This window comes from Acidicapsa borealis (assembly GCF_059115245.1).
On the sequence record NZ_JCACNY010000001.1, the window covers coordinates 1,492,248 to 1,517,117 of the forward strand.

Consider the following 24,870-nt stretch of genomic DNA (forward strand, 5'->3'; position numbering starts at 1 on the left):
AAAAGAGGCGGATGAGTAAGGTTCGAATTAACGATCTGGCGCGTGAGCTGGAAGTCAAAAGTAAACAGATTCTCGATGCTCTGGGCAGTCTCGGTTTGGGCGACGGCAAGACCCATTCGAGCTCCATTGAAGCAGGCGAGGCTGAGAAGGTCCGTGGGTATTTCGAGCGGGGATCGCGGTCGTCCTCGTCTTCGAACTCGCGTGTCGAACAGGACAATCGTCCTAAAATTGATCTCTCGAATATCTCGAAGCCTGGCGATGTGATGAAGGCGATCCTGGCGCGTAAGCAGGAAGCGGAGCGTGCGCAGCAGTATCCGCAGCGCCCTGCTGGGTCTCAGTCCGGGTCGCAGCCGCCGACTATAGTCGTTCGTCCGCCTTCCGGTGCTCCGTCGCAAACTGCGGCACCTGCGGGTGGATTTGCTCGTCCGGGAGTGCCGCCGGCGCGTGTGGTTGTTCCTCCGCCGCAGGCTCCGCGCCCTGAGCCGCGCAAGATTGTGCCTCAGCCGCGTCAGGCTCCTCCGATCGTTGCTCCTCCGCCGGCTACGCCTGCCATTGGTGTACGTCCGCCCTCGGGTGTTGTTGTGGCTCGTCCGACGGGTGGCGTGGTGACTGTAGCGCCTCGTCCGGCTGTGGCTGTGGCTCCACCTTCGGGTGCGGTTGTGGTCAAGCCGGCAGCTGCGCCGACTCAGGCCGCGACGGTAGCTCCGCCGGTTACGGTTGCGCCATCTGCGCCAGTTGCAAAGGCTGTAGTTGCTGAGCCTGAAGCTCCAGTTCAGCAGGCTGCTGCTGTTGCTGAGCCGGTCAAACCTGCTGCTCCTGTCGCGGCTGCGGCTCCTGTTGTTGAGGCTGCGCCTGCACCTGTTGCTGCGGCCCCAGTTGCTGCTCCTGTAGCTGAAGCTCCTGCTGCTGCACCTGTAGTTGAGACCAAGGCTGAGCCCGTGGTTGAGGCTGCTCCGGTTGTGCCTGCTGCTCCCGTGGTTCAGCCGCGTAAGGTAGTCATGCCGCAGACCGGGCCTCGTCCTGTGTACAAGGCTCCTCCGCCGCCACCGCCTTCGGCTGCTCCGGCGCCTGGTTCCATGGGCACGAATATGGCGGGTGGTCCTGGTATTCAGCGCGGCCGCCCTATCTTCCAGCGTCCTGGTGGACCGGGCGCTCCAGGTGGCGGATTTACGCCGCGGCCCCAGGGTGGCGGGTATCCGAATCAGTTCCAGGGACAGGGTGCTCCGGGGCAGTTCCCCGGCGGTCCGCGTCCCAAGCATCCGACTCGTCCGGGCTTTGTAAGCTCGGGTGGTCCTGGTGGCCCGGGTGGTCCGGGCGCACGTCCTGGATTTGGCGCACGTCCGGGTGGATTCGGTGGACCTCGTCCTGGTGGCTTTGGAGCCCCCGGTGGCGCACCGCCTGCACCGGGTGAAGCGCCTCGCGCGCCTCGTCCTACGGGACCGTCGCGTGGCCGTGGCCGTCAGCAATATCCGAAGACCAAGGAAGGCCCGATGAAGGGCTTTACGCCACCGCCGCGTTTTGGTGGGGCGTATATGGGCAACGAGCCGCCGCCGATTACGCGGCAGATCACGGTCACTGAGGGTATCAGCGTCAAGGATCTGGCTGAGAAGCTGGAGATTCGCGCGAAGGACCTCGTTGGCACGCTGCTCATGCGCGGTATCTTCGTTACGGTCAACCAGTCGATGGACGCCGAGATGGTGAAGGATGTGGCAGCGCGCTTTGGCGCTGGCGCTACCGTCATCAGCTACGAAGATGAAATCGCCAACCAGGCTCTCGAAGAGATTCTGGAAAGCGACAACATCGACGAGCTTGAAGTTTCCCGTTCGCCGGTGGTCACGGTCATGGGCCACGTCGATCACGGTAAGACTTCGCTGCTCGACGCGATTCGCGAAACCGATGTCGCCTCTGGCGAAGCCGGCGGCATCACGCAGCATATCGGCGCATACAAGGTGAAGTTCACCAAGGAAGGCTCCCCGGCTAATGGCCGCGAGATCGTCTTCCTGGATACCCCGGGTCACGAAGCGTTTACCCGCATGCGTGCTCGCGGAGCCAAGGTGACGGACGTTGTCGTGATCGTGGTTGCGGCGGACGATGGTCCGATGCCTCAGACGCTTGAGGCGATCGATCACGCGAAGGCTGCCGGTGTGCCGATCATTGTGGCGATCAACAAGATCGACCGTCCTGAGGCTGATGCTGAGAAGGTTCAGAAGCAGCTCGCGGATCGCGGTCTGGTTCCGGAAGAGTGGGGCGGCGATACGGTCTTCGTGAAGGTTTCGGCGAAGAAGAAGATTGGTCTCGATCAACTGCTGGAAATGATCTGCCTCGTGACCGATGTGAAGGAACTCAAGTCCACCCCTGGCCGTAAGGCTGTGGGTACAGTGCTCGAAGCGAAGCTGGATCGCGGCCGCGGCGCAGTTGCCACGGTGCTGGTCCAGAACGGTACGCTGCGGGTCAACGAGAGCTACATTGTCGGCAACACGTTCGGCAAGGTTCGCGCCATGTTTGACGATCGCGGACGGGCTATCACCGAAGCTGGACCTTCAACCCCGGTCGAAGTGCTGGGTCTCGAAGGCATGCCGGATTCGGGCGATACGTTCCTGGTGGTTGCGGATCGCGACAAGGCCAAGGGCATTGCGCAATATCGCAAGCTCAAGGAGCGCGAGTCGCAGTTGGCCAAGAGCAGCCGCGTTTCGCTGGAAGGTCTTGCCGAGCAGATTCGTACTGCAGGCGTCAAAGATCTGCCGCTCATCATCAAGGGCGACGTTACTGGTTCGGTCGAGGTCATTGCCGACTCGCTGGTTCGTATGTCAACCGAGAAGGTGCGCATCAAGGTCATTCACTCTGGTGTGGGCGCGATCACCGAAAGCGACATTCTGCTCGCTTCGGCCTCGAACGCGATCATCATCGGCTTCAACGTCCGGCCTGAGCGCAAGTCGCAGGAGCTGGCACAGCAGGAGAATGTGGAGATCCGGCTGCACTCGATCATTTACGAGTTGCAGGACGAGATCCGCAAGGCCATGCTGGGACTGCTGGATCCTACGTTCAAGGAGAACTTCCTTGGCCGTGCGGAGATCATCAACGTCATGCGTATTCCCAAGGTCGGCGCCATTGCCGGCTGCCGCGTGACGGAAGGTGTTTTACGCCGCGATTCCGAAATCCGCCTCATGCGCGGAACGGAGCAGATTTACAAGGGCAAGATCGGTTCACTTCGCCGCTTCAAGGACGATGTGAAGGAAGTCACGAACGGCATGGAGTGCGGTGTCGGTCTGGGCGGCTTCAACGATCTGAAGGAAGGCGATGTGATCGAGGCTTACACCACCGAGCGCATGGCCAGTGACCTTGGACAGCTTGCTACCACCGTTGCGGCGAATGCCAAGGCGGAGAAGGAAGCTGCTGCGGCTGCTGCGAAGGAAAAAGAGGCTGTTACTACCTAACCTGTAGTTCGCTGCAAACTGAAGGCCCGCTTCTCGCGAGAGAGGCGGGCCTTTTTGTTCTCTGATGTGAAAGCTTGTTTTGTGAGCCTCTCTCTAACAAGGGGCATTCTCTCTTTCGGTGGCATGGATATCACTGGAGAATTTCGGTACGACTGGAGTCATGCCCTTTAACAAACGCAAAAAGCGCGGACCCGAAGGTCCGCGCTCTTTGCGTTTGGTTCGAGTTGGGTTAGAACTCCAACCGCATTGAGACCTGTCCGACGCGCGGTGCGAGTCCGGAGGTGATCGTGCCGTAGCTTGCTCCGTTGCCCAGGTTCAGGTGGCCGGCGAGGTTGTTTTCATCCAGGTTGATGTGGTTGAGGACGTTGGTGAAGGTGCCTTCAGCGCGGAGCTTGAAACGCTCCGTGATGCTGAAGGTCTTTACCAGACCGCTATTCAGGTTGATGAAGTGCGGACCTTCGACCGAGCCGACCTGGGCGTTGCCGAAGCGGCCAATCGGAAGCGGAGCGCCTTCTGCGCCGCTGCCGGTGGTGCAGGCTTCACCAAGGGACCAACCGGGCTGGCCTGCGCAGGTAAACGCAGCCTTGTTGACCCAGTTGTTGCGGTTCTGGCCGGAGGGCTTCCAGCTTTGACCGGCGACGGTGTCGGGCTTCTGCGCGCGGTGGCTGGGATCCCAGCCGGCTGCCGAAGAGGTGAGACCCGAGCCGGTGCCGGAGGGATCGGTTTCTCCGGAGGGGAAGTACGGCGTCAAGTAGGCACCGCTCTGCCAGTTGAAGATGTTGCTGACACGCCATCCGCCAACGATCAGGTCCAGAACGCGGGGCATGTTGGAACCAATCATCTTGCCACGGCCGATGGGCAGGTCGTAGAGAGCGACTGTGTTCCAGAGCAGGCGGCGCGTACCGCTTACATTGCCGAAGTCAACGGTACGGTCGAGGATTGAGCTGGCACGCTGGCCGCCGTTTTCACTCGCGAAACCGCTGTTGTTGGGCCCCTGGTTATCGGCCAGAGCCTTGGCCCAGGTGAACGAAGAGTCCATCTGGAAGCCGTGCTGGAAGCGATGGCTTGCATCCAGTTGTAGCGAGTTGTAGCTGGCGTTGGCGCCCGTTTCACGGGTGTTGATACGGCCCCAGTTGGGGAAGATGCGAGCGCTGTTGGGCTGGTTGAAAGCTGCTACGGTTGACGAAAAAGGCAGTGCGTTTTCGTCCGGAGCCCAGACCAGGTCATGCGTCTCGGAACCGATATAGGAAGCGCGCGCCGCGTAGCCGCCGCCGAAGTCGTGGTCAACGCTGAGTGACCACTGCTCCGTATAGGGGTCTTTCCAGTTGGTGGAGTTGGCTGTGCCGAAGTAGGCCGTACCGTATCCACCGACACCGGCCGCGCCGCCCGCGCCGGCATAAATCTGCGGCCACTGGTAGCCAACGGTCTTGGTCTCGGCGTTGTAGGTGTTGTTGTATTGCGAGGTTTGTGCCTGCAGGGTGCCAGTCAGGGAGTAGAAGCTGGAACCGAGCAGCGTGATGTTGTAAATGCCGTATCCGCCGCGGACCACGGTTTTGTCACCGGCGAAGGGCCGGTAGGCGAAGCCGAGGCGAGGCATGAAGCGGAGGTGGGGATACTTCTTCAGGCCCGAGGGATATCCGGCAGCGCTGTTGCCTTCGACAGGCATACAGGGTGCGCCGTTGACTACCGCTGAATTGGTGTTATGCACACCGTCAGGATCGCAGGCGTTGGCGCTGGCCAGGAAGCCCTGTGCCAGAAGGGCATTCTTGCCGTCGGGGTAGATTGCACGGCCAGAAAGAGCCACGCTCGGGTCGAAGTTGCCAATGTCGCCATTGGGGTCGAAGTAGCCAGGGTGGAGTTCGTAGCGTAAGCCGTAGCTCAGCGTCAGGCGCTCGGTGGCTTTCCACTCATCCTGAGCGAAGAAGTGGTAGTGCTTGGATTTGCCGTCGTTGTCCTGTTGTACGACGTCATAGAAGGTTGCGTCGGGAACGCCGATCAGGAAGTCAGCGAAATCGACGCCGGTGAACGAACCGGACTCACCGCCCGCGCCGGGATAGTAGAAGGTACCGTAGTTGTCGGCGCCGTTGAAGCCGAGCGGGGTGAGCGCTTCGAGCGTGTCAATGTCGAGGCCGAACTTCAGGGTGTGGCGGCCTTTGGACCAGGTTGCTACGTCGTGATAGACATAGGTCTTGGACTGGGTCACCGAGGTGAGACGATCGGCGTTGAGGCTGGAAATATTGCCGAAATCCAGTTCCGGAATGCCGTTGTAGAAGAGGTTCTGCAAGCCGACCAGGCCAGTACCCTTGGTGAAGGCGTTGCCATCGAAGCCGTTTGTCGTGCCGGTCTTGGTCAACGTGAAGCCGAACTTGAACTCATTGATCAGCGTGGGCTTGATGGTCCAGTTGAAGCTGGTCGAGAGGGTGTTGTTGACGTTGGTGTTCTGCGAAGACGGAACGTTCAGCGGTTCGACTCCGTTGGCGGGAAAGTTCTTGTGGCTGTAACGGCCCCACAGGAGGAACTTCTGATTCGCGCCGAAGTACTTGTCGGGGCGAATGTCGAACTGGTCCGAGTGCTGGCTGGTGTCTTGGTTGACGTAGTAGTTCGCGCCCTGGCCCTGTGTGTAGCTAGTGGTGTTTCCGTGGTTGGGGTCTGGGTAGAACTGCAGGAACTTTTGTGCAATGGTGTTCGGGCTGGCGATTGTCGGGCCGGTGACGGTACCGGTGAAAGGATCGAACAGGCCTGGAAGCGGCACGGTTGTGCCATCGGGACCGGCAACAAGGTAGTTGGTGAAGTCACCACTCTTCATTGCGGCCGTTGGGACGGTGTACTGCTCCGGCGCCTGCTGCGGAAAACGGTAGCCTTCATAGCCGCCGTAGATGAAGAAGCGGTCGTGGCCGTCGTAGAGGTGAGGGATGACGACAGGACCGGAGAAACGGCCTCCGAAGGTGTTACCGACCTTGTGCGGTTTGGAGATAGCGCCAAATTGGATGGCGTCGAAAGCGGCGTTCTGGTGATACCAGAAGGCTGCGCCGTGGATTTTGTTGGAGCCGCCCTTGCTGGTGATGGTAACTTCGCCGGGCTGGCCAAATTCGGCGTTGTTCTGCACGCCGTCAGCGCGCAGCTCAGAAATAGCGTCGGTGGAGGGTAGTGCGTCGGCGATGGGTGAGTTGCCGGTTGCGCTTTGGACGGTGATGCCGTCGACCGAAACTTCGGTCTGGAAGGGAAGTCCGCCTTGCAACGCATAGCTGCCCTGGTCGGTTTGCACGCCGGGCAGGGTGCCGATGAGGCTGAGGCCGCTGGTGCCGCCCGAACCGGCGCGGGAGTTGGTGGGAAGATTGATGGCGTCGTCGGCGGTGTAGACCGCATTGATCGAGGCTGATTCCGTTTCGATCGCGCTGGCGTTCTCGCCCGATACCTGTACCGATTCCGAGACGCTGCCGACGGTCAAGGGAACGTCGATGCGGAGCTGCTGACGGGCTGCCAACTGGGCTCCGTTGATCTTCCAGGACTCGTAGCCGGGAGCGGAGACCTCAAGATTGTAGTTGGCTGCGGCTGCGTCGAGGAACTGGAAGTCGCCGTTGGAGCTGGTCTTGGTGGTTCGGCTGACACCGGCGTCGGCGTTGGTGAGGGTGACGGTGGCGCCGGCGACAACAGCGCCGCTGGCGTCCTTAACCGTGCCAAGGATCGCGCCCTGGGTAGACTGGGCCAAGCCTGCCGTGGCTGTCAGCAGAATCGCCAACAACACGGTCAGGGCGGACAAGCCCAGGCGACAAAGAGATTTTGGATGGATGGCTTTGTGCATCAGTGATGCCTCCTGAGATGGTGCAAGTGAAGGAATGGTTGAGTGCTGAATATGCATGGATAGTACTGCAACGTTTGAGTCTGCAGCGGAAAATCTGCGGGCTTCTTTTGACCCTTTGAGCTTTCGGGAAATGCGCCGCGCTCCGGTCCGTTGGGAAGCGTAGCTCTATATAAGAGCAGTTCTACACGGAAAGACAGGTTCTTAACGGTTCAGCATCCGAATGGATTACTGATTTTTAAAGACTTAGCTGGGCAGAATTCGCAGAGTGTTCATTTCGCTGTTAAATTCCGTATGCGATTTGGCTGGTCGTTGAAGGTGTTTTCATCGAACTTCGTTATGCTAGGAGCAGTCCTTATCCGGCTAGGTTTTCTCCAGGAGTTCCCACTTGGCTGCCGTACCACCGCTGCCGAAGAGTTTTGAAGACGCTGCGCGCCACCACCTCGCCGTGCAGGAGGAGCTCGAGCGAGTTTGCGAGAGTGCGCACTTTCGCACCAGCAAGCGGTCCTGCGAGTTTCTGCAGTACATTGTGCGGGTGACGCTGGATGGCCGGATGGACTCGCTCAAGGAGCGGTCGATCGGCATCGATCTGTTTGGCCGCGACACCTCCTACGAACCCAGCTCCGATGCAACGGTGCGCGTTCGGGCCAACGAGGTCCGGAAGCGGCTTACTTCGTACTACGCCTCCGCAACCGTTCCGGTGGAGATTCGGATCGACCTGCCCACGGGCAGTTATATTCCCCGGTTCCTTCCGGCTGCGCTGCCTTCGCTCGTCACTTCCCCCGCTTCGCTCGATGTGACAGGGAACGACGCGGGGGCACTCAGGTCTTTGACTGTGACGCCTACGTCGGTTGTCCCGCCGATTCGGGCGATCACTCTCATGCGTCCGGCGTTGCTGGCCCTGCTGGTTTGTACCTTGCTGCTGCGACATCAACTGGAGAATCGCGGCGATTACCTGCGGTTCTGGGATCGACTGCTCTCGGGGCGGAGCGCGATGGTTCTGGCCATCGCGCCGCAGGATCATTTGAGCCTGGCGTCGAGTCTCTATCCGCTGGTCTGGGTGGCTGGCCGCTACGGGGTGGATGCGACGATGCAGTCGGATTCGCTGACCGGGTTTCGTCAGGAGGCGCTGGCATCGGTGCAGGTGAGTTATGTCTCACCACCGGAGATTGTTTCGGATGGGCGGTTGCGCTGGACGATTCTCGGTACAGGTACCGGCAGCGCGGCATCGGATCGGGGTGGCACATCGCCCAGTACGGGGACGCAGGCGGACAGGCTGATTTACCTAAGAGACAAGAAAACCGCGGAGGCGGCTGGTTCTTCCTTTGCGGTGCTGACGATTCTTCCAGAGGACGCTTCCACTTTCTTTGTTCAGGGCACCGATGCGGAGGCGATCCGCCGCCTGCTCGAACAACTGACAGTCGAGCGGAATTTCCCACCGGATCTGGTGGACCGTCTGGATGGACATCAGCCGCTGCAGATTCTGCTGATGCGTGAACCTTCGGGCGACTGGCACCGCGAGATTTCGCTGGGAGGCGCCTAACTTGTCTCTGGAGACACAATCCGTGCGGTATGGGCGTTGGCGGTCGGCAGCTTTCAGTTCGAGCTGGTTGCTGTACGCAGGGTACTATCTCTGCCGCGAAAACCTGCGCACGGTGCGGTCGTTGCCTGGGGCTCCGAGCGACCAGGGGAATCTTGCCGGACTGCTCTTCAATTTTGCGCTGGCGTATGTGGTTGGGCATCTGGTGTCGGGCAGCGTGGCGGATCTCCGCGGAGCGCGCAAGGTCGCGCTGACGGGTGGACTGATCTCGGCTGCTTCGACGGCTGCGATGCTTTTTGTCCATGCTCCTCACGGGCTGCTGGCGCTGCAGTTGCTCAATGGTTTTGCGCAGGGGCTTGGGTTTCCGGCGCTGGCGCGGATGCTGGCGGTTTGGTTTCGCCGCGAAGAGCGGCCGGGGGTTCTGGCGTGGTGGTCGGCGAGCTACTCGCTGGGCGGGGTGCTGGCTGCGAGTTTGACGCTCTGGTGCGCGACGACGCAGTGGTTGATGCCCAGCTGGGGATGGGAGCGCTGCTTTATCCTGCCGCCGATTCTGCTGGCGGCCATTTCGGCATGGTTCTATTGGACGACCTGCGACGATCCGCAGTCGGCTGGGCTGGCTCAGCTGAGCGAGACTGACGCCCGGGAAGAGGCTGCTGCGCGAGGGTTGTGGTCCGGATGGTGGCAGGTGCTTGCCAATGGTCACGTGCGCACCATTGCGGCAATGTACTTTTTCCTGAAGATGACGCGGTATGCACTGCTTTTCTGGTTGCCGCTGTACCTGGTGCAGACGACTCATCTTTCCAATAACCGGGCTGCTTCAACGGCTGCGCTGTTTGAGTTTTTTGGTTTTGCCGGGGCGCTGCTGGCGGTGCATCTTTCGCTGCGCTACTTCGGCTCGCGACGGTATCCGGTGGCTGCGATTCTGCTGTTTGCGCTGGGGTTTCTGGCGCTGGTGCAGCCGCTGATCTCGACGCTGGGATGGTGGGTTTCTGCCTTGAGCATTGCCGCGATGGGACTGCTGGTGTATGCGGTCGACGCGCTGATGGTCTCGGTGGCGGTGCTTGAATCTGTTCCACTGGCCTGCTCGGCGCGTGCGATCGCAGCTGTGAACGGAGCGGGTTCGGTTGGGCAGATGCTCTCGCCGCTGCTGGTGACCTGGTTTGCATTGCACTACGGGTGGGACAACCTCTTCAATCTCTTCCTGATCACGTCGCTGATCGCTGCGGCGATCGTCGCTCCGCGATGGAACGACGATGCGCCGCAGACTATTCCTGAGGCTGAGGCGAAGACCTTCGCTTAGGTCTACTTGGGAACCAGCTCTGTCCAGCTTTGGCTTACGGGGTAGACTTGCCCATTCGGATCGTAGGTATGGTCGTTGGTCTGGATCATGGTGCTGCCGTCGGACGAGATCCACTGATGATTGAACTGGTTGCTGGCTTCGATGACCTGGCCGGTATTCGGGTTCTTGAACTCCGCGCGGTCAAGTGAGTAAAGGGCGGTCTGGTGGGCTGAGTTGTCGATAGCCTGCTGACGCGCGCGGTCCTGGGCCATGGCGCGATTGGTGCTTTCGCGCAGGTTGGCATCGAACTGCTTTTGCTGCTGGATACGCTGGTCGAAGGCCGCCTGGTTTGCTTTCAAATTGGCCTGGAACTGGGCGTTGTTGGCTGCCTGAAATTTCTGGAAGTTCGCCTGCATATCGGCAGCTACGCGGTTGTCCCAGTCGTGGTTGATCGATGCGCCTTTGAGCAGGGCCAGGTAGTCGGCCCGCGTGATGAGCTCATCAAGATGGCCCTGGCGGGTTCGCGTCATCCATGTGCCACGGGAGGTGCAGTTGCGCTGCTCCGAGGCGGGCTGTTTGAACATGGCCATCTGTTGGGACGAGGTGCAGTTGACGACGGTGCTGATCATCTCTTCGATGGTCTGGCCGTTGCGATCGTACTGAATGCGCACGCGGGCGCCATCGAGTGAGAGTTTCTGCGGCGGCTGATGATACTGCGCGGCCATGGTGGCGTTGGCCTGGCGCATCTGGTCGAGTTGCTTTGAGAGTGCCGCCTGCGCCTCAGGCGGCAAGGGCAGCATCTCGATGACCTTGGCGTTGGGGTGCAGGTTGGGAACTGCGATGTTGACAAGGAAGCTGGCGGCGGAGTCGATGTCGATGCCGGGGCAGTGAGCCTGATCCATGAATTTGCGCCGCTGCTCGCTGGTGTTCCATGCCCAGGCGACACCGGGCAGGCCTACGATTGCCGTCGCACCGTCCGGGCTCTGCATGGTGTAGCTGAGGCCGGCTCCGTTGGCGTGGCAGCCGCCGGGTCGCACGATGGTGCCGGCGAACTTCCAGTTAGCGGGAACCTGCATGGTGTAGGCGGTCATCTGGTATTGCGGGTCGGTTACGTTTTCCTTGCGGGTGCTCGACCAGGACGCGTTTGCAACGTGCCCGGTTGCTGCGTGCCCGGGGGTGCTGCTGGGCTTTTGCTGGCAGGACATGATTCCGGCGCTGGCCAGTACCACTGTGGCTAGTCCACATGCGGATATCCAGAGTTTTCGCATCGTTTTCTCCTCAATCGCTGTGCCTGAGGAACCCGGAACATTCGGATCGTAAGGGCTTCATCGGGCTTCTGATGGGAACTGCGTCGGCGGCAGTGAAACCCCCTCAGTAGGTGGAAAGTTTTTTCCTGTGTGGACGAAAGGCATGAGGCATTGGTCCCACGGTGCTTTTGCGTTGCTTCCAATCTCGGTTTGCCAAAGCTGAAGTAAATCGATATTCTTGGCGCGCTTTGATAGCTGTAACTTAGAAACGCGCCAAGGAGATGCTTGTGCAAAGTTCACTTCGGACACGGTTTCTGTCCCGTCTTGCCTCCCTCGCTTTGCTGTCGGGTGCGGTGTACGCTGCCGGACAGGCGGCGCCGCCGTCGCCGGAGCAGTTGGCTTCGGAAGCGGATCATCAGCGGATGATGGATCTGCTGCATATCACCAGCTTGCGGCGCGGGGTCGATGGTGATCCCAAGTCAGAGCGCGCGGCCAACTATGACGAGTCGAAGGCCAACCCGTTTCCGAAGCTCCCCGATCCCCTGGTGCTGAAGAACGGCGAGAAAGTGACTACGGCGAAGGTGTGGTGGAAGCAGCGGAGGCCGGAAATCGTTGAGGATTTCGATCGCGAAGTGTATGGGCGGATGCCTGCGCACACGCCCAAAGTGAAGTGGGAAGTTGCCAGCATCACGAATGAGAAAGTTGGCGAGTTCGCGGTGATCACTCAGAAGTTAGTGGGTCACGTGGATAATTCGTCTTATCCCAGGATCACGGTGCATATCGATCTGACGTTGACTACGCCGGCCGATGCTAAGGGGCCGGTGCCGGTGATTATGCAATATGTTTTCGATCCTGCATTCATGGCGGCAATGCGAAAGAGATATCCCAACTTCACGATGCCCAAGGAGACTGGGCCGGATTGGAAAGAGCAGGCACTGGCCAAGGGCTGGGGCTATGCCGAGCTGATTCCAACGAGTTACCAGGCAGACAACGGAGCGGGCCTGACGGAGGGCATTATCGGGCTGGTGAACAAAGGACAGCCGCGCAAGCCGGATGACTGGGGCACACTGCGGGCCTGGGGTTGGGGAGCGAGCCGCGCTCTTGACTACTTCGAGACGGACAAGGCGGTGAATGCGAAGGCTGTGGCCATCAGCGGGCATTCGCGGTATGGCAAGGCGGCGCTCGTAACGATGGCTTATGATTCACGCTTCGCCGTGGCGTATATCAGCTCTTCGGGCGAGGGTGGGGCGAAGCTGTACCGGCGCAACTGGGGTGAAACGGTTGAAAACGTGGCAGGGGCAAATGAATACCACTGGATGGCGGGGAATTTTCTCAAGTACGCCGGACCGCTGCATTGGGACGATCTGCCGGTGGACGCGCATGAGCTGATTGCGCTGTGTGCGCCGCGGCCGGTGTTTATCGGGGCTGGTGCTGATGCGAGCTCTGCGGATGGATGGGCTGATGCTCGGGGGATGTTCATGGCTGAGGCGGCTGCCGGTCCGGTATATAAGCTGCTGGGCAAAAGGGATCTTGGAACGGATCAATATCCTCCCATTGAGACGGCGTTGATCGATCGCGATCTTGGTTTTCGCCAGCATAGCGGGGGTCATACTCCCGCGCCGAACTGGGCTAGTTTCTATACCTTTGCTGGACGGTATTTCGCGACCAAGTGAAGGATATGCTGCAAGCGTTCACTGCTTCTGCGCTTCCAAAGCGCGCAGGGCGAGGCCGCGGGCGACTGAGGTGAATTCGTTGCCGGTGCGCACGCGGTTCGCGCCGAAGCGACGCTCGAAGATGGCGCGCACTGCGGGCACGAATGAGGTGCCGCCGGTGAGGAAGACGCGGTCCACATCCTTGTAACTGACCGTGCTGGTTGTGAAGAGCGAGTCGACGCATTGCTCCAGCGCGGCGATGTCATCGGCGATCCATTCTTCAAACTGAGCGCGGGTTACGGGCTTGCGCAGTTCGAGCGTTCCGTCGATGAAGCGGAACTCGGCGGACTCGGCGCTTGAGAGCTCATACTTCAGCCGCTGGACGGCCTGGTGCAGCTGGAAGCCGAGGTCTTCGTCCACGAGTGTGATGAGAGCTTCGATCTTGTCGGGCTCGATGGCGCGGGCACGTGCGCTCTTGAGGATTTCAGTGACGTTGCGGGTGCGCAGGAACGAGAGGTAGTGCCAGCGTTCGAGGTTGAGATAGATCCAAGCGGGAACAGCGGGAAGCATCTTGCTGGCAGGGTTCAGCAGCGTGCCAGCGCCTAGTTCGGGCGAGACGAGTTTGCGTACGATGCGGGCGTCGAAGGCATCTCCGGCGAGCCCGAGGCCGCTGTTGCCAAGGAGATCATCCGCACGGCGGCCGCGTTTGCGAATGCCGGGGCCGACGCGGAGCAGGGAAAAGTCGCTGGTGCCGCCGCCGAAGTCGCCGATGAGGATCAGTTCGTCGTGGTCGAGCGTGGCTTCATAGGCGTAGGCGGCCGCGACCGGCTCCATGGTGAAGTCGACGTGTTCGAAGCCGGCGCGGGTGAAGGCATCGTTCAGCCTCGATTCGGCGAAGGCATCGTCTTCGGCTGATTCGGCGCCGACGAAGCGGACGGGGCGACCGACGGTAGCGGTGCGAATCTCCTGCCCGAACTGCTTTTCGGCCTGCAGGCGCAGGTCGGTGAGGATGCGGGCGATGAGGTCGTCGAAAGCGAAGTGCCGGCCGAGAATTTCTGTGCCGGTAAGGTTACGCGCGCTCAGGTAGCTCTTGAGCGACTGAATGAGGCGGCCCTTCTTGTCGGCGTCGAGATAGTGATCGATCGCGTCGGGGCCGGTCCAGGAGCCGATGCGGAAGTGACCGCCCTGGCGCACGCGCTCCATGTAGAGAACGGAGCGGAATGACTCGGTCTCGCCGCCGCGGCGCGGGAAGCGGACGAGATCAACCGGACCAGCGCCCGTGGCCAGCGCGATGGAGCTGTTGGTTGTGCCGAAGTCGATGCCGATTGCGAGGGGATTTGCCTTTGACCGCATCTCCCCATTATTTCGCAGATTGAGCCTCTTGTGTTTAGTCGCCGCCGGAAGAGCTTGCCATCTTCGTTGAGGCGGGCGCGTGCAGCACCGTCTCAACGAGGTCGCCGAGTTGGTCAGCGTTGAACTGATTGCCTTCGAGGTTCGCGGCCAGGCGGCCTTCGCGATCGATGACCACTGTGTGGAAGGTGTGGGTGAGGAAACCTTCGTCGCTCCAGAAGTTCATGCCGAAGAGTTCCGCTACGCTTCGCACCTCCGACAGAGGACCGGTGAGGAAGTGCCATGCTGCGGGATTGGCCTTCCACGTATCGGCGTACTGATCGAGTGCTTTGCCGCGATCGTTGTCGGGGTCGATCACGATTGTCATCAGGACGAGGTCGCTGCCTGCGACAGCATGAAAGCGCCGGCTCAGGCGCCACAGGTTATTCGACAGGCGAAAGCAATAGTTGGGATTGGGGCATCGCGAGTACGCAAAGGTCAGAGCCACCACCTTGCCCTTGAACTGTGCAAGATTTGTGGACTTCTGCTGCTGATCGGTCAGCGTGAAGTCGGGGACTGCATGGCCTATGGGCACGGCTTTCTCCGTCAATTTTTGAGCGATGATTTGATGCAGTAAGGTCAGCCGCGCAGCCTCGGTCGGCTCTGATTCGTAGTTCGTGGATGAGATGACCTGAATGCCCTCTGCGTAGTCTTCATGGCCTTTTTCGGTCATGGTGAAGCGTACGTTGACTCCAGGATGAAGTCCCTTCAACGCGGCAGTATCGCGTACTGCGAATGGCATCACCATAGCTTCCATGTAGCCGGGAATGGGATCGCAGGAGACGGTGATGACATGCTTTGCATCGTCGATGGTCAAGAGCATTCCTTGAACGTTGTGCTGATCGGCGGCATGCGATCTGGACGCTGCGACAATGAGCAGTGCAGACGTGGCCATGAGTCTTCGAATCATCTTTCCCCTCCTTTGTGGAACAGATTTATTTGCCGGTTGCCTTCGCGACGGCTGCATCCGTCGGACGCGCCTTGCCGCCTAAGCGGAATGGATGCCGCACCAGTTTCGTGTAGTTCGTTTCGAGCTCTTTAATCTCGAGATACTGATTCTTTTCGACAGCCGTGAAGTGCTGTTGCGTGCCTGATACCGGCCATGCGATGTCGATTGCAAGGATGCGGGCGCTATGGCCGAGGCCGATGTGCAGCTCTAACGGATTTCCACCGAAGGAACTGGTTTCACCGACGGTGCGATAGATGGATCGCGGAGCTGCTGTGCCGTCCTGCACGGTGACATGAACGAGAGCGCCGACTGCGGAACGATTGGTCTTGACTCCAATCAGATGGAGGTTGATCCAATCGTTGTCGTTGCCAGGATTTTCGAAGACGCGCATCGCATGCGCATCGGCGGGGACAGCTCCGCCGATCTCGGCGACGATGTCTTCCTCCCCTCGCCGGCTCAGGTCAGCGAAGGCAATGCCATGGCCTTTATGCAGCTCGCCGGTACCTGAAGATTGAGTGATGTCGACAAACGACTTGCCTTCCTTGTTATGCAGCAGCACGTGCGGCAGCAGTGCGGTGAACGATGGCTGACCAGAGCCCAGATAGATATCGAGAAAGCCATCGTTGTCGATGTCGCCAAAGTTCGCGCCCATGGGCATGAGAACCTTGTCAAGGCCGACCCTGGCGGAGACGTCTTCGAATGTCCCGTCGTGTTTGTTGCGATACAGCTTCAATGTCTCAGCCTGGTGCGGCAGTCCGACGTAGGTGTTAAGTGTTTCGTCAATCGCGGTGAGATAACCATCGACATACAGGTCTGGCCATCCGTCATTGTCATAGTCGAAGAACCAGGTGGCAAAGCTGAATGTCGGAGCCTGGACTCCTGCCTGCCGGCCGATCTCAGTGAATGTGTTGTTGCCGTTGTTGTGGTAGAGATAGTTGATCCCGTTGTTGTTGGTGACGTAGAAATCGACGAAACCGTCATGGTCATAGTCAGCCGCTGCAACGCCTTTGCTGAAGGCCGTCTGCGCAATGCCTGCTGCTATGCCAATCTCTTCAAACGTGCCGTCGCCCTTGTTGTGATACAGCTGCGCTGGGGCAAGTTCGTTGCCGATGAAGAGATCGAGCAGTCCGTCGTTGTCGATGTCTGCCCATGCAGCAGCCTGCGTTGAGGTGATGGTATTGGCTAGCCCACTGGCTTCGGTCACATCGGTAAATGTTCCGTCGCAGTTGTTGCGCAGGAGCGACTTGCGTTGTGCAAATTCCCAGCCTCCGCGAAGCACGAGAATGTCCATGCATCCGTCATTGTTGTAGTCGGCCTGCGCGATGTTCAGGCCACCCAATTGTCCAGTGAGTCCGGCCTGTTCCGAGCGATCGCTGAAGGTGCCGTCTCCGTCATTGTGAAAATAGCGAAGGGGGTCACAGACGTTGTTGCTCGACACAACTATGTCAAGCAGACCGTCGTTATCGAAGTCATCGACGACGACTCCACCAGCCTGGCGAAAGACGTTGAGTCCCGCTGCTGGAGCAACATCGCGGAAGACGCCAACACTCTCCTTCGAATGAAAGTAATACTCGGGGATGCGATATGCTGCAGGGACTCCAAGTGGGTATTCTCCAATCGTCATATACGACAGATTGAGGAGCCACTTCACTTCGAGGTCATTGGGATGCTGATCGAGATAGCGCGTGAAGTATTGAATCGCCAGTTTCGATTCATCCTTTCGTTCATAGCTGGCATGAGGATGCAGCGGCGGAAATATATCCAAATCGCTTGAGTTGCGATAGATATTGTTTTCCATCTCTGAGTAGTGCAGATATGCAGCGCCCAAACTCTCCTGGAGATTGGGCACTGCGCCCGGTGTGAGAGATTCAGCAATATCCAGAGCCGCTTTCCACTCTTTTGTGGCGTTGTGCATCTGCCCGTTGTAGCCATAGACCTGGGCCAGCAGAGTGTGGGCATTCAAGCCATTGTTTGGTAAGGATTGTCCGTCTTCACTGACATAGCCGGGCTGCAGCGCACGGAGAAGATAATCCTGTGCCGACGCAATCGCTTTGACGCGCACATCGCAGACCGTGCGCAGATTTCGATTCCAGTCCGCTGGATGAGGATAGTCCTGGATCATGGCGTTCGATTCGACGAGTCCGGAGACGGAGGCGCCATAGTGGATCGCGCTCGATGTGACGAGGGAAGCGATGCGTTTGGGGTTAAGGTCCTCTATCTGTGGTGCTTTGGGAAGTATCTTCAGGATCGCGTAGCCGGAGGAGATGGCGACTATACCTGTGATCTGGCCTGCGCTGTGTCCGTTTAGAGCTTCCCGTAAATCTGAACGCAATTGCGTGGGATCAAGCTTGCCCATATAGCCGCCGTCGGTTGCAGTCGGGTCGATGGACTTCTCTTTGGCAAGGATCGCGAAGTCCTTGCCTGCATTCAACTGCGCGAGAATTGCCTGCGCTTCTGCTTCCGTTGGCATGACGATGATGCCCAGGTGTTCGGCGTGCGTCGTGCTGCCGGATTGCGCGTTCAGCGCGACTCCAAAGCAAATGAAAAGTGAAATGCAGAAATAATGCACTGCTTGCGCGGGGGACACGCGGGACATGGACATGAGCAAGAAGCAGCCTCCAGATGGCTGAAGCTCATGACGAAAAAAGTGAGTAACTTCAGCGTCCCCAAGTTAGTGGACGGATGCGTTTTCGTCTTGGTCACCTCGATGGATTGGATAGCCCGTCATGCGAACGACGTTTGTTTCCATCGTAGGGATGAAGGGCTATCGGGATTGAGAGTTAGTCGTCGTCTTTATCTTTGGATTTGCGCAGCTTGCCCTTGGTTTTTTCCATATGCTTGCGTATCTCTTCAGAGTTGTCCATATCGCGCAGGCTGGCAGCTTCTTCTTTGGTCTTGGGCTTGGCGAGCTTTGCCTTGGTTGGATCGAAGGCGCGCAGGTCACTGGGCTGTAAAAGATAGGGATTGAGATGAGGCGTGGGCGAGAAGATGCCGGTAAATTCGCCGGCCAATGCGTCTTCGAGATTGAGCGGGCTGAGGCCGAGCAGTTCGTTGATGGTACGCGTAATACTGCCCATACTGCTGTGCTGGTGGCTTACGGAATCTGGCGTGACCCATGGACTTGCGATGAGCAGGATGCTGCGATGCGCATCGACATGGTCCACGCCGCCCTGCGCGTCGTCTTCGGTGACGAAGAGGGCAGAGTCTTTCCAGATAGGCGTGGTCGAGAGAAAGGCGACGATGCGGCCCAGAGCAAGGTCATTGTCAGCAACATAAGAGACCCGATAGGGAAAGCCATCCTGCGGGCGCGGGTCGGAGGTGTGATCGTTGGGCAGGCGAATGACGATGAGGCCGGGGATCTTGCCCTGCGCCATGCGTCGTTTGAAGTCCCGCTCGAATTCGTCAATCCGGTACTGGTCAGGGATGCCCATGTTGAAGGTTGGGTACTTGCGATCGCTGTGTTCGAAGATGGGCTTCGGGACGGGTGAGTTGAGCATGAGGCGCTGGCCTTCAGGAGCTGCGCCGTCGATCTCGTCGCCGCCTTCCACTTCGAGACCTTCGCCATAGTTGAGGATGCCGAGGCCGGAGTCGGCGATGTGCTCCCAGAGTGATCCGAACTGAGGTTCGTCCTCGGGCATGGGGGCGTCGGCTCCTCCGAAGAGCGCGCGACGGCCGGGTTCGGCCGCGCCAGGATCGCTGTCCCGTCGACCGCCATAACCGCTCATCCACGCGGTGTTGAAGAACGGCGTCGGATTGATGCCGACCACCCATCGATGGCCGTCCGCGGAGACATCGCTGTCAACGAAGAAGTTGTCGCTGATGGCGAACTGGTGGGCGAGCGCATGCAGGTTGGGAGTGACTTTGAGGTGATCGGCTTCGACCTTGGTGGAGTGCCTCTCTTCGGCCCAGCCGTCGAGTCCGTAACGGGCGAGGGACGGGTCGCCGTTGGCATTGGGCAGGTCGCCGAGAACCTCGTCATACGTGCGGTTTTCACGAATGACGAGGAAGGTGTGCTTCAGTCTCGGGAGCTGCGGTCGGTTGGCGATGGCGTAGGTGTTGGCGGCGACGACGGTAGCGGTGAGCGCTGTGGGGTCGTTGAGTGAAGCGAGCGGAACGGCGGTGATGCTGCCGAACTCCAGGGAACCGACGTAGGTGGGCGTGTTGGCGTCGTGGAGTTTGCCGGCGTTGGCTCCGGTGCCCTTGCCCTTGGTGTTCACGATATAGAGTGTTTTGCCGTCGGGCGAGAAGGCGACAGCGGAAGGATTCCATCCAGCCGGGATGTGCCCGGTGACGTGCATGGTGGCCGAGTCGAGCATGGCCACAGCGTCGATGCCCGATTCAGCGACATACAGGGTCTGGTCATGCAGGGCAAGGCCGCTGGGCATGACGCCGCGCAACGGGCGATGTTGAGCGTCCTGGAATCTTGCGCCGGTGAAGGGGCTCAAAGGGGTTTCGGTAAGAAGCTTTGTGCCGTCCGAGGAGACTTTGGCGACAGAGTCCTGGTGCGCCAGAGATACATACACTGCATCCGTACCGGCTGCGACGCTGGTGGGAGCAGCGCCGCCAATGGTTTCATTGCGGCCTTGTTCCTTGATCGGTGCGCCTAGGCGGAGCTTGGCGGTAATGGCCGGATGGCTCGGATCGTGGACGTCGTAAGTCCACAGGGAGCTGCCGCGGGTGGAGTTCTCATCGCCGAGCGCCGGGATCTTTTTGCCTTCCATGACTGCGCCTGTGCGCGCTTCCTTGCTCGGGTAAGCGTAGGGCACGAAGTGCAGGCCCGTGCCCAGTTTGTCTTCTTTGCTGGCGCCGGGAATGGGCGAGTATTCGAAGAGTCCAGTGTTGGTGACGTAGAGGCGCGTGCCGTCGGGCGAAAGCGTCTGCCCGAAGGGATAGGCGCCGGTCGGGATGCTGGAGAGGATCTTCTTCTCCACGGCGTCGAACAGGACGATGCGCCAGTTGGCCTGATCGAGGGCATAGAGGATCTTGCCGTCGGCCGAGAGCATGACGCTGGCGGCGAAGCTGTGTGCGTAGGTTGTCGCGCCGGATTTACTGGCGATGCTTCCGTCGAGCGCGAGCTGCCCCGTCTGGTGCCAGTCTGAGGTGTCGTATAGGTCGATCTTGCCGCTATTCCCGGTGGCTACATAGAGAGTTTTCCCGTCCGGCGCGTAGGCGAGGCCAGCATGGGTCTCAATTGCAGGGTCGTTGTTTTCGCCATCCGGCATGCGGCGGACTGTGGGATGTTCTCTATCCGGGTGGCTGATCACATTGAGCGCAAAGGGGAAGCCAATAGAGGGGACGGCAGCTTCGGAGCCATCGGGCTTGAGGGCGATGGCGAACGGAAACGGTGCAACGGGAATCCAGTTACCTACGGGTCGAATCTGGCGGCCGTTGGGAAGGATTGCATTGACGCCGGACTGGCTGAGGGCAGGGAGGGAAGCCGTTGCGATCACGATTGTCGTGAGAATTTTCTTAAGGCGCATGCCTTCTAGCATGCACTTTCCATGTCAATTTGTGAGAAATAGTTCACTCCGTATCGTTCTCTTTCGATTGAGCTTGCGGTTTGAAAACGCAACTCATTTCTCGATTTATCAACCTCCTATTACCTAGGTAATGTATGAATTTAAATCAAAGGTAATCCATAATCTTGCAACTTACCCCAGAGCCGACCCAGCTAGCCGCTCTTGCGAACTTATGAGAGCTACGGTCAGTTACATGGGAGTTAACAAGGAGCCTTGATGAAATCCATGCAGCCCCGAATTGCTTCCCTGGGCGTCGTGACAGCAGCTATGATCTTCGGCCTGTTCTCGGCGAACGCATCAGGCCAAATAACGTCCACTGCCTCCACAGTTACACTGAACGCAACCCTCGCAGAAACACTCTCGATCTCCGCCACACCCTCAACAGTCAACTTCACTCTTGTCGGTGGGGGCGCAGCAACCGGTTCGAGCGCCGTAGCGATTACTACGAACTGGCTGCTGCTGCCCACCCGCGCCAACCTGGTTTTGGATGGGTATTTCGCATCCGCGACTGCTGCGCTTACGGATGGGAGAGCAACGCCGGATGTCATTCCGACGTCCGATGTATTTGGCCAGGTGACGACAGGAACGCCCACGTCGTTTACTGCTTTTACGGAGACTGCGGCCCTCGGACCGTCGGGCGCTGGACTAACTCTGTTTACGCTGCCGCTCACGCTGCTGAACATTGTTGGCACGCGGACAGACAATCTGAATCTGAAGATTGATCTTACGTCGAAGCCATTGCTCCCGGCAGGCACGTATACCGGCACCCTCACACTGCAGGCGCAGGCACTCTAATTGCATGCGCAGGAAAGGTCGAGTTATGACCTACAGCGGGATGAGATTCACGTACGTGAATCATAAGCGGATGATCTTCTCGATCATTTTGTGTGCGGTGAGCTGGGTTGTCTGCGCTGAGCGAACATGGGCGCAGACGATCCAGCCCGTGATCATGGAGTACGGTGAAAAGGCGGACAGCCGTTTTGAGGTCACGAATGATACGTTGACCCCCATGGCGGTTGTTCTTGAGCCGAAGAGTTTCACGATCAATCAAGAAGGACATGGAACATTTCGAGCGCTCGATCACGGCATACATATCTCATTGTCGGCGAGCAGCTTTCGGCTGGAACCCAAGCAATCCTACATGGTGTTCTACAAGGCAAGCGCGGATACCTTGCCAGCCTGGTTCACGGTCTACGCGACCTTCTCGCCGATACGGCACGGCGATGGGATGAACGTGCGAATCATGCTGCCGCACACGGTCTACCTGTATCAGAAAAAGATGATCGATAAAGAATCGATTCACGCCGGAGCCGCGACGTATTCGCCGGATACGGGTAAGCTGTCCTGCGTTGTAGAGAACGACGGAACCGGCCTGGTGCGCGTGCAGGAGGTTCGGGCGATCGGTGGCAAGACTTCGGAGGTTTCCGCAGGGTTTCCTCTGCTTCCTGGCAACTCGCGACATATCTCGGTGGACTGGAAAGAAAAGGGCAAGCCGGAGTATCTTCTCTTTCACTTTCCCCACTTTGATGTAAAGACGTCGCTCACAGACGTGGCCGCGAACGCGCCAACAGACCAACATGATCATTAGGTTGAACATCCATGCTGCGAGGTATGCGGGCGTCTCGCTCGCTCTGGCTTAGTCTGGCGGTAGTTGCCGCGGGCGCGGTGAAAACGACACCGGCGATTGCGCAGGTAGTCGAAGTCGGAGGCGGCAACTCTTCTCTCTATCAGGCCGGTGGCGGAAGCGTTACGCTTCACGCTCAGAGTTATGACTTCAACATCGGTGCAGGTACGGTGGATGGCCACTTGCTGGGTGGCTTGCGGATGTTGAAGAAGACGGAGCATGGAACCTATATCGCAGGGGACGACCGCATCGATTTTCGGCTACCGACGGATATCTTTGATACAAGCCATTTTCTCCTGGTGCGGGGAGCGGGTTTCAGCGGTGTTCGCCATGATGTCGATGTCGTTGCCTATGCAGGGGCGTCATCGCTGGAATACAGCAGTCCGATTTTCGATGCGTCGAAATCGACCGATCCCGTAGGTGTGCTCTTCCTGAAGAAGAAGTTAAGTCCGCAGTGGCAGTTGTTTTCAGATACGGTGGCTGCAACTTCGCCAACACAGATTTTTGCGTTGCAGTGGACTCCACGTCCGAAGATGGAGATTGCCTGGGCGGCAGGGATAGGTGCCAAGCAGCCATTCGCGGCGGCCAGTCTGCATATGTCACGTCCAAGTTTTGACCTGGATGCGGCGTATATCGCCACAGGGGAGAAGTTTCGGCGCATCACTGTCGGTGCCACGCTGTTCGCCGAGCCGGACCGGGAAAACGTGATGTTCACCTGGCACCTGTCGAGAATCTCTTCCTTATCGGCCAGTCATCAGAACTTTCTAGTGCCGGACAGTACGGGTGTAGACAATATTCACAGTTCGATCGACCAGCTTTCAGGTTCGTTGAATCTGCTGGGCACCCAACTGACGGGTACGGTCTTTCATTCCAGTTACAAGCAGACTGCCCTGACGCAGGGATCGAACAATGCACTGGCGGCTTCCGCAGCGCGAGATTTAGGACATCGGCTGCACCTGACGAGCAGCTATTACCTGAGCAAGCCGAAAGGGTATGGTTCGACGGATAGTTGGGTCACTACGCTTGCAGAAACATTGACTTCGCGCATCTCGGTCAATGAGAGCATCAATACATCGAATGGCGCCACGAGTGTCCGGTTCGGCGGGGAGTTCGATTCAAATCTGCTGACGTTCACCGCGAACTACGACACCTTCTATGTGCCGGTCGCGAGTACCCAGCCGTTTCAGCAGGCGTTGTTGCTGGATGTGAAGTTCAGGCTGCTGGGCCGGTTGCTGGTTCACAGTGCTACGTTTGTCGATCCGGTTGGGCGATTGCGTTACACCACGGATGCAAACACAGTGTTTTCTCATCAACCGGCAGCGCGAGAAGAGCATGTGCCGCTGGGGCGCTATGTGTTGCATGGGTGCGTGATGGATACAGATGGAAATCCTGTCGAGGGCGCTGCGGTGCTGATCGATGAGAAGCCGATTTATACGGACACAACGGGCTGCTATTACATGCGTGAGAATAAGCCGCGCACACATCAGTTGCGGGTCGTGATCGGTGAGTTTCTGCTGGGAGGAAACTGGCAGATTACTTCGATGCCAACGACGATCAAGAGCACGACGGAAGAGAAGAGCCTGGAGGAGACTGTGACCGTGACGCTCCGCAAGGTGAGGGAAATTTCCGGAGTTCAAGACAAGACAGCTTCGCCGAGCGGCGGAGGACCATCGAAGTTCTAGGGGAACACGCGCGGGTCGTGGCCGAGAAGGGAATAGAAATCTATGATAGGACGCTTCGGTTTTCGCATTACTGCCCCGGCGATCTTTCGATCCTGTCTGCTATGCGGGCTCTTTGCCTGCACTGCGGCGGTGGATGCAGGGCAGGCGGTGCGCATGCAGCAGAAGTTTGTCCGTCCACGCCCTGAGTTGGGCTGCGTCCTGTGCACTCTTACGGTGAGTGCTACGCCGAGTACCGTGAACTTCACGCTGGTCAAGCACGGAATCGCCACGGGGTCTGCGCCTGTTGTCATTACTACGACGTTAAGCGGAGTTACGCTGCTGAGTAGCTTAAAGCTGTACGGGTACTTCAGTTCTGCGACGTCGGCGCTGACCGATGGCAGGCCCACGCCGGATAAGATTCCGTCTTCCGCAGTCTTTGGGCAGATGACGACGGGAGTGCCGACCACATACACAGCGTTCACACAAACCAATACTCTGGGAACGGCGGGCGCAGGTCTTTTGCTGTTCAACACCACCAGTCTGCTCTCGCTGGGATGTGTTCCTTCTACCGCTTCATGCAGGACGGATAGTCTCAATCTGCGGATTGATTTGACGAGTCTGCCGTTGCAGCCTGCCGGGTCGTATAGTGGGACGCTGACGCTGCAGGCCCAGGCGCTTTGAGGGATTTCTCTGCCATCGAAAACTGATTGGGCCTTAGTTCTGATACCGGATCCCCGAAACGAAGTTGTGACCTTCGGCATCTACAATGGGTGCAGA

The 24,870-nt window shown here is 59.0% G+C and carries 14 protein-coding genes; 8 read left to right on the forward strand and 6 right to left on the reverse strand.

Annotated elements, in window-relative coordinates; all coding sequences use genetic code 11:
* Positions 1-11: 11 nt before the first annotated feature.
* Positions 12-3,434 carry a translation initiation factor IF-2 gene (gene infB, locus AC5S27_RS06025; protein WP_493933656.1) on the forward strand — a complete coding sequence of 1,141 codons (3,423 nt, stop codon included), beginning with the start codon at positions 12-14 and terminating at the stop codon, positions 3,432-3,434.
* Between the two features lie 229 nt (positions 3,435-3,663).
* Here infB and AC5S27_RS06030 read toward each other — a convergent pair whose 3' ends face one another.
* Positions 3,664-7,236, reverse strand: a complete 3,573-nt coding sequence (locus AC5S27_RS06030) for a TonB-dependent receptor (RefSeq protein ID WP_493933657.1) — start codon at positions 7,234-7,236, stop codon at positions 3,664-3,666.
* Positions 7,237-7,621: 385 nt separating this feature from the next.
* Here AC5S27_RS06030 and AC5S27_RS06035 point away from each other — a divergent pair, with 385 nt between their 5' ends.
* Both AC5S27_RS06035 and AC5S27_RS06040 read left to right on the forward strand, forming a co-directional pair.
* On the forward strand, positions 7,622-8,776 hold the full coding sequence (locus AC5S27_RS06035) for a hypothetical protein (RefSeq protein WP_493933658.1): 1,155 nt from the start codon (positions 7,622-7,624) through the stop codon (positions 8,774-8,776).
* A 1-nt stretch (position 8,777) separates the two neighbouring features.
* On the forward strand, positions 8,778-10,073 hold the full coding sequence (locus AC5S27_RS06040) for an MFS transporter (RefSeq protein ID WP_493933659.1): 1,296 nt from the start codon (positions 8,778-8,780) through the stop codon (positions 10,071-10,073).
* Between the two features lie 2 nt (positions 10,074-10,075).
* On the opposite strand, the gene AC5S27_RS06045 is transcribed toward AC5S27_RS06040, so the two are convergent.
* A complete protein-coding gene (locus tag AC5S27_RS06045) occupies positions 10,076-11,320 on the reverse strand; it encodes a hypothetical protein (RefSeq protein WP_493933660.1) in 1,245 nt (414 codons plus the stop codon).
* Positions 11,321-11,586: 266 nt separating this feature from the next.
* Here AC5S27_RS06045 and AC5S27_RS06050 point away from each other — a divergent pair, with 266 nt between their 5' ends.
* On the forward strand, positions 11,587-12,972 hold the full coding sequence (locus AC5S27_RS06050; RefSeq protein ID WP_493933661.1) for a glucuronyl esterase domain-containing protein: 1,386 nt from the start codon (positions 11,587-11,589) through the stop codon (positions 12,970-12,972).
* Positions 12,973-12,990: 18 nt separating this feature from the next.
* On the opposite strand, the gene AC5S27_RS06055 is transcribed toward AC5S27_RS06050, so the two are convergent.
* The 4 genes from AC5S27_RS06055 to AC5S27_RS06070 all read right to left on the reverse strand — a co-directional run bounded on the left by AC5S27_RS06055 (position 12,991) and on the right by AC5S27_RS06070 (position 20,769).
* Positions 12,991-14,304, reverse strand: coding sequence for an Hsp70 family protein (locus AC5S27_RS06055; RefSeq protein ID WP_493933662.1), 1,314 nt, complete (start codon positions 14,302-14,304; stop codon positions 12,991-12,993).
* Between the two features lie 34 nt (positions 14,305-14,338).
* Positions 14,339-15,250, reverse strand: a complete 912-nt coding sequence (locus AC5S27_RS06060; RefSeq protein WP_493933663.1) for an SCO family protein — start codon at positions 15,248-15,250, stop codon at positions 14,339-14,341.
* Positions 15,251-15,275: 25 nt separating this feature from the next.
* A complete protein-coding gene (locus AC5S27_RS06065; protein ID WP_493933664.1) occupies positions 15,276-17,891 on the reverse strand; it encodes an FG-GAP-like repeat-containing protein in 2,616 nt (871 codons plus the stop codon).
* A 178-nt stretch (positions 17,892-18,069) separates the two neighbouring features.
* Positions 18,070-20,769, reverse strand: a complete 2,700-nt coding sequence (locus tag AC5S27_RS06070) for a bifunctional YncE family protein/alkaline phosphatase family protein (RefSeq protein WP_493933665.1) — start codon at positions 20,767-20,769, stop codon at positions 18,070-18,072.
* Between the two features lie 255 nt (positions 20,770-21,024).
* On the opposite strand from AC5S27_RS06070, the gene AC5S27_RS06075 reads away from it, so the two are divergent.
* From AC5S27_RS06075 to AC5S27_RS06090, 4 genes are read left to right on the forward strand one after another with little or no spacing between them, the layout of a single operon-like run.
* Positions 21,025-21,603 carry a hypothetical protein gene (locus AC5S27_RS06075; RefSeq protein WP_493933666.1) on the forward strand — a complete coding sequence of 193 codons (579 nt, stop codon included), beginning with the start codon at positions 21,025-21,027 and terminating at the stop codon, positions 21,601-21,603.
* Between the two features lie 25 nt (positions 21,604-21,628).
* The gene (locus tag AC5S27_RS06080) at positions 21,629-22,396 is read left to right on the forward strand and encodes a fimbrial biogenesis chaperone (RefSeq protein ID WP_493933667.1); all 768 of its coding nucleotides are present in this window, start codon (positions 21,629-21,631) and stop codon (positions 22,394-22,396) included.
* Between the two features lie 23 nt (positions 22,397-22,419).
* Positions 22,420-24,114 carry a peptidase associated/transthyretin-like domain-containing protein gene (locus AC5S27_RS06085; protein WP_493933668.1) on the forward strand — a complete coding sequence of 565 codons (1,695 nt, stop codon included), beginning with the start codon at positions 22,420-22,422 and terminating at the stop codon, positions 24,112-24,114.
* 42 nt (positions 24,115-24,156) lie between these two features.
* A complete protein-coding gene (locus tag AC5S27_RS06090) occupies positions 24,157-24,774 on the forward strand; it encodes a hypothetical protein (RefSeq protein ID WP_493933669.1) in 618 nt (205 codons plus the stop codon).
* Positions 24,775-24,870 lie beyond the last annotated feature (96 nt).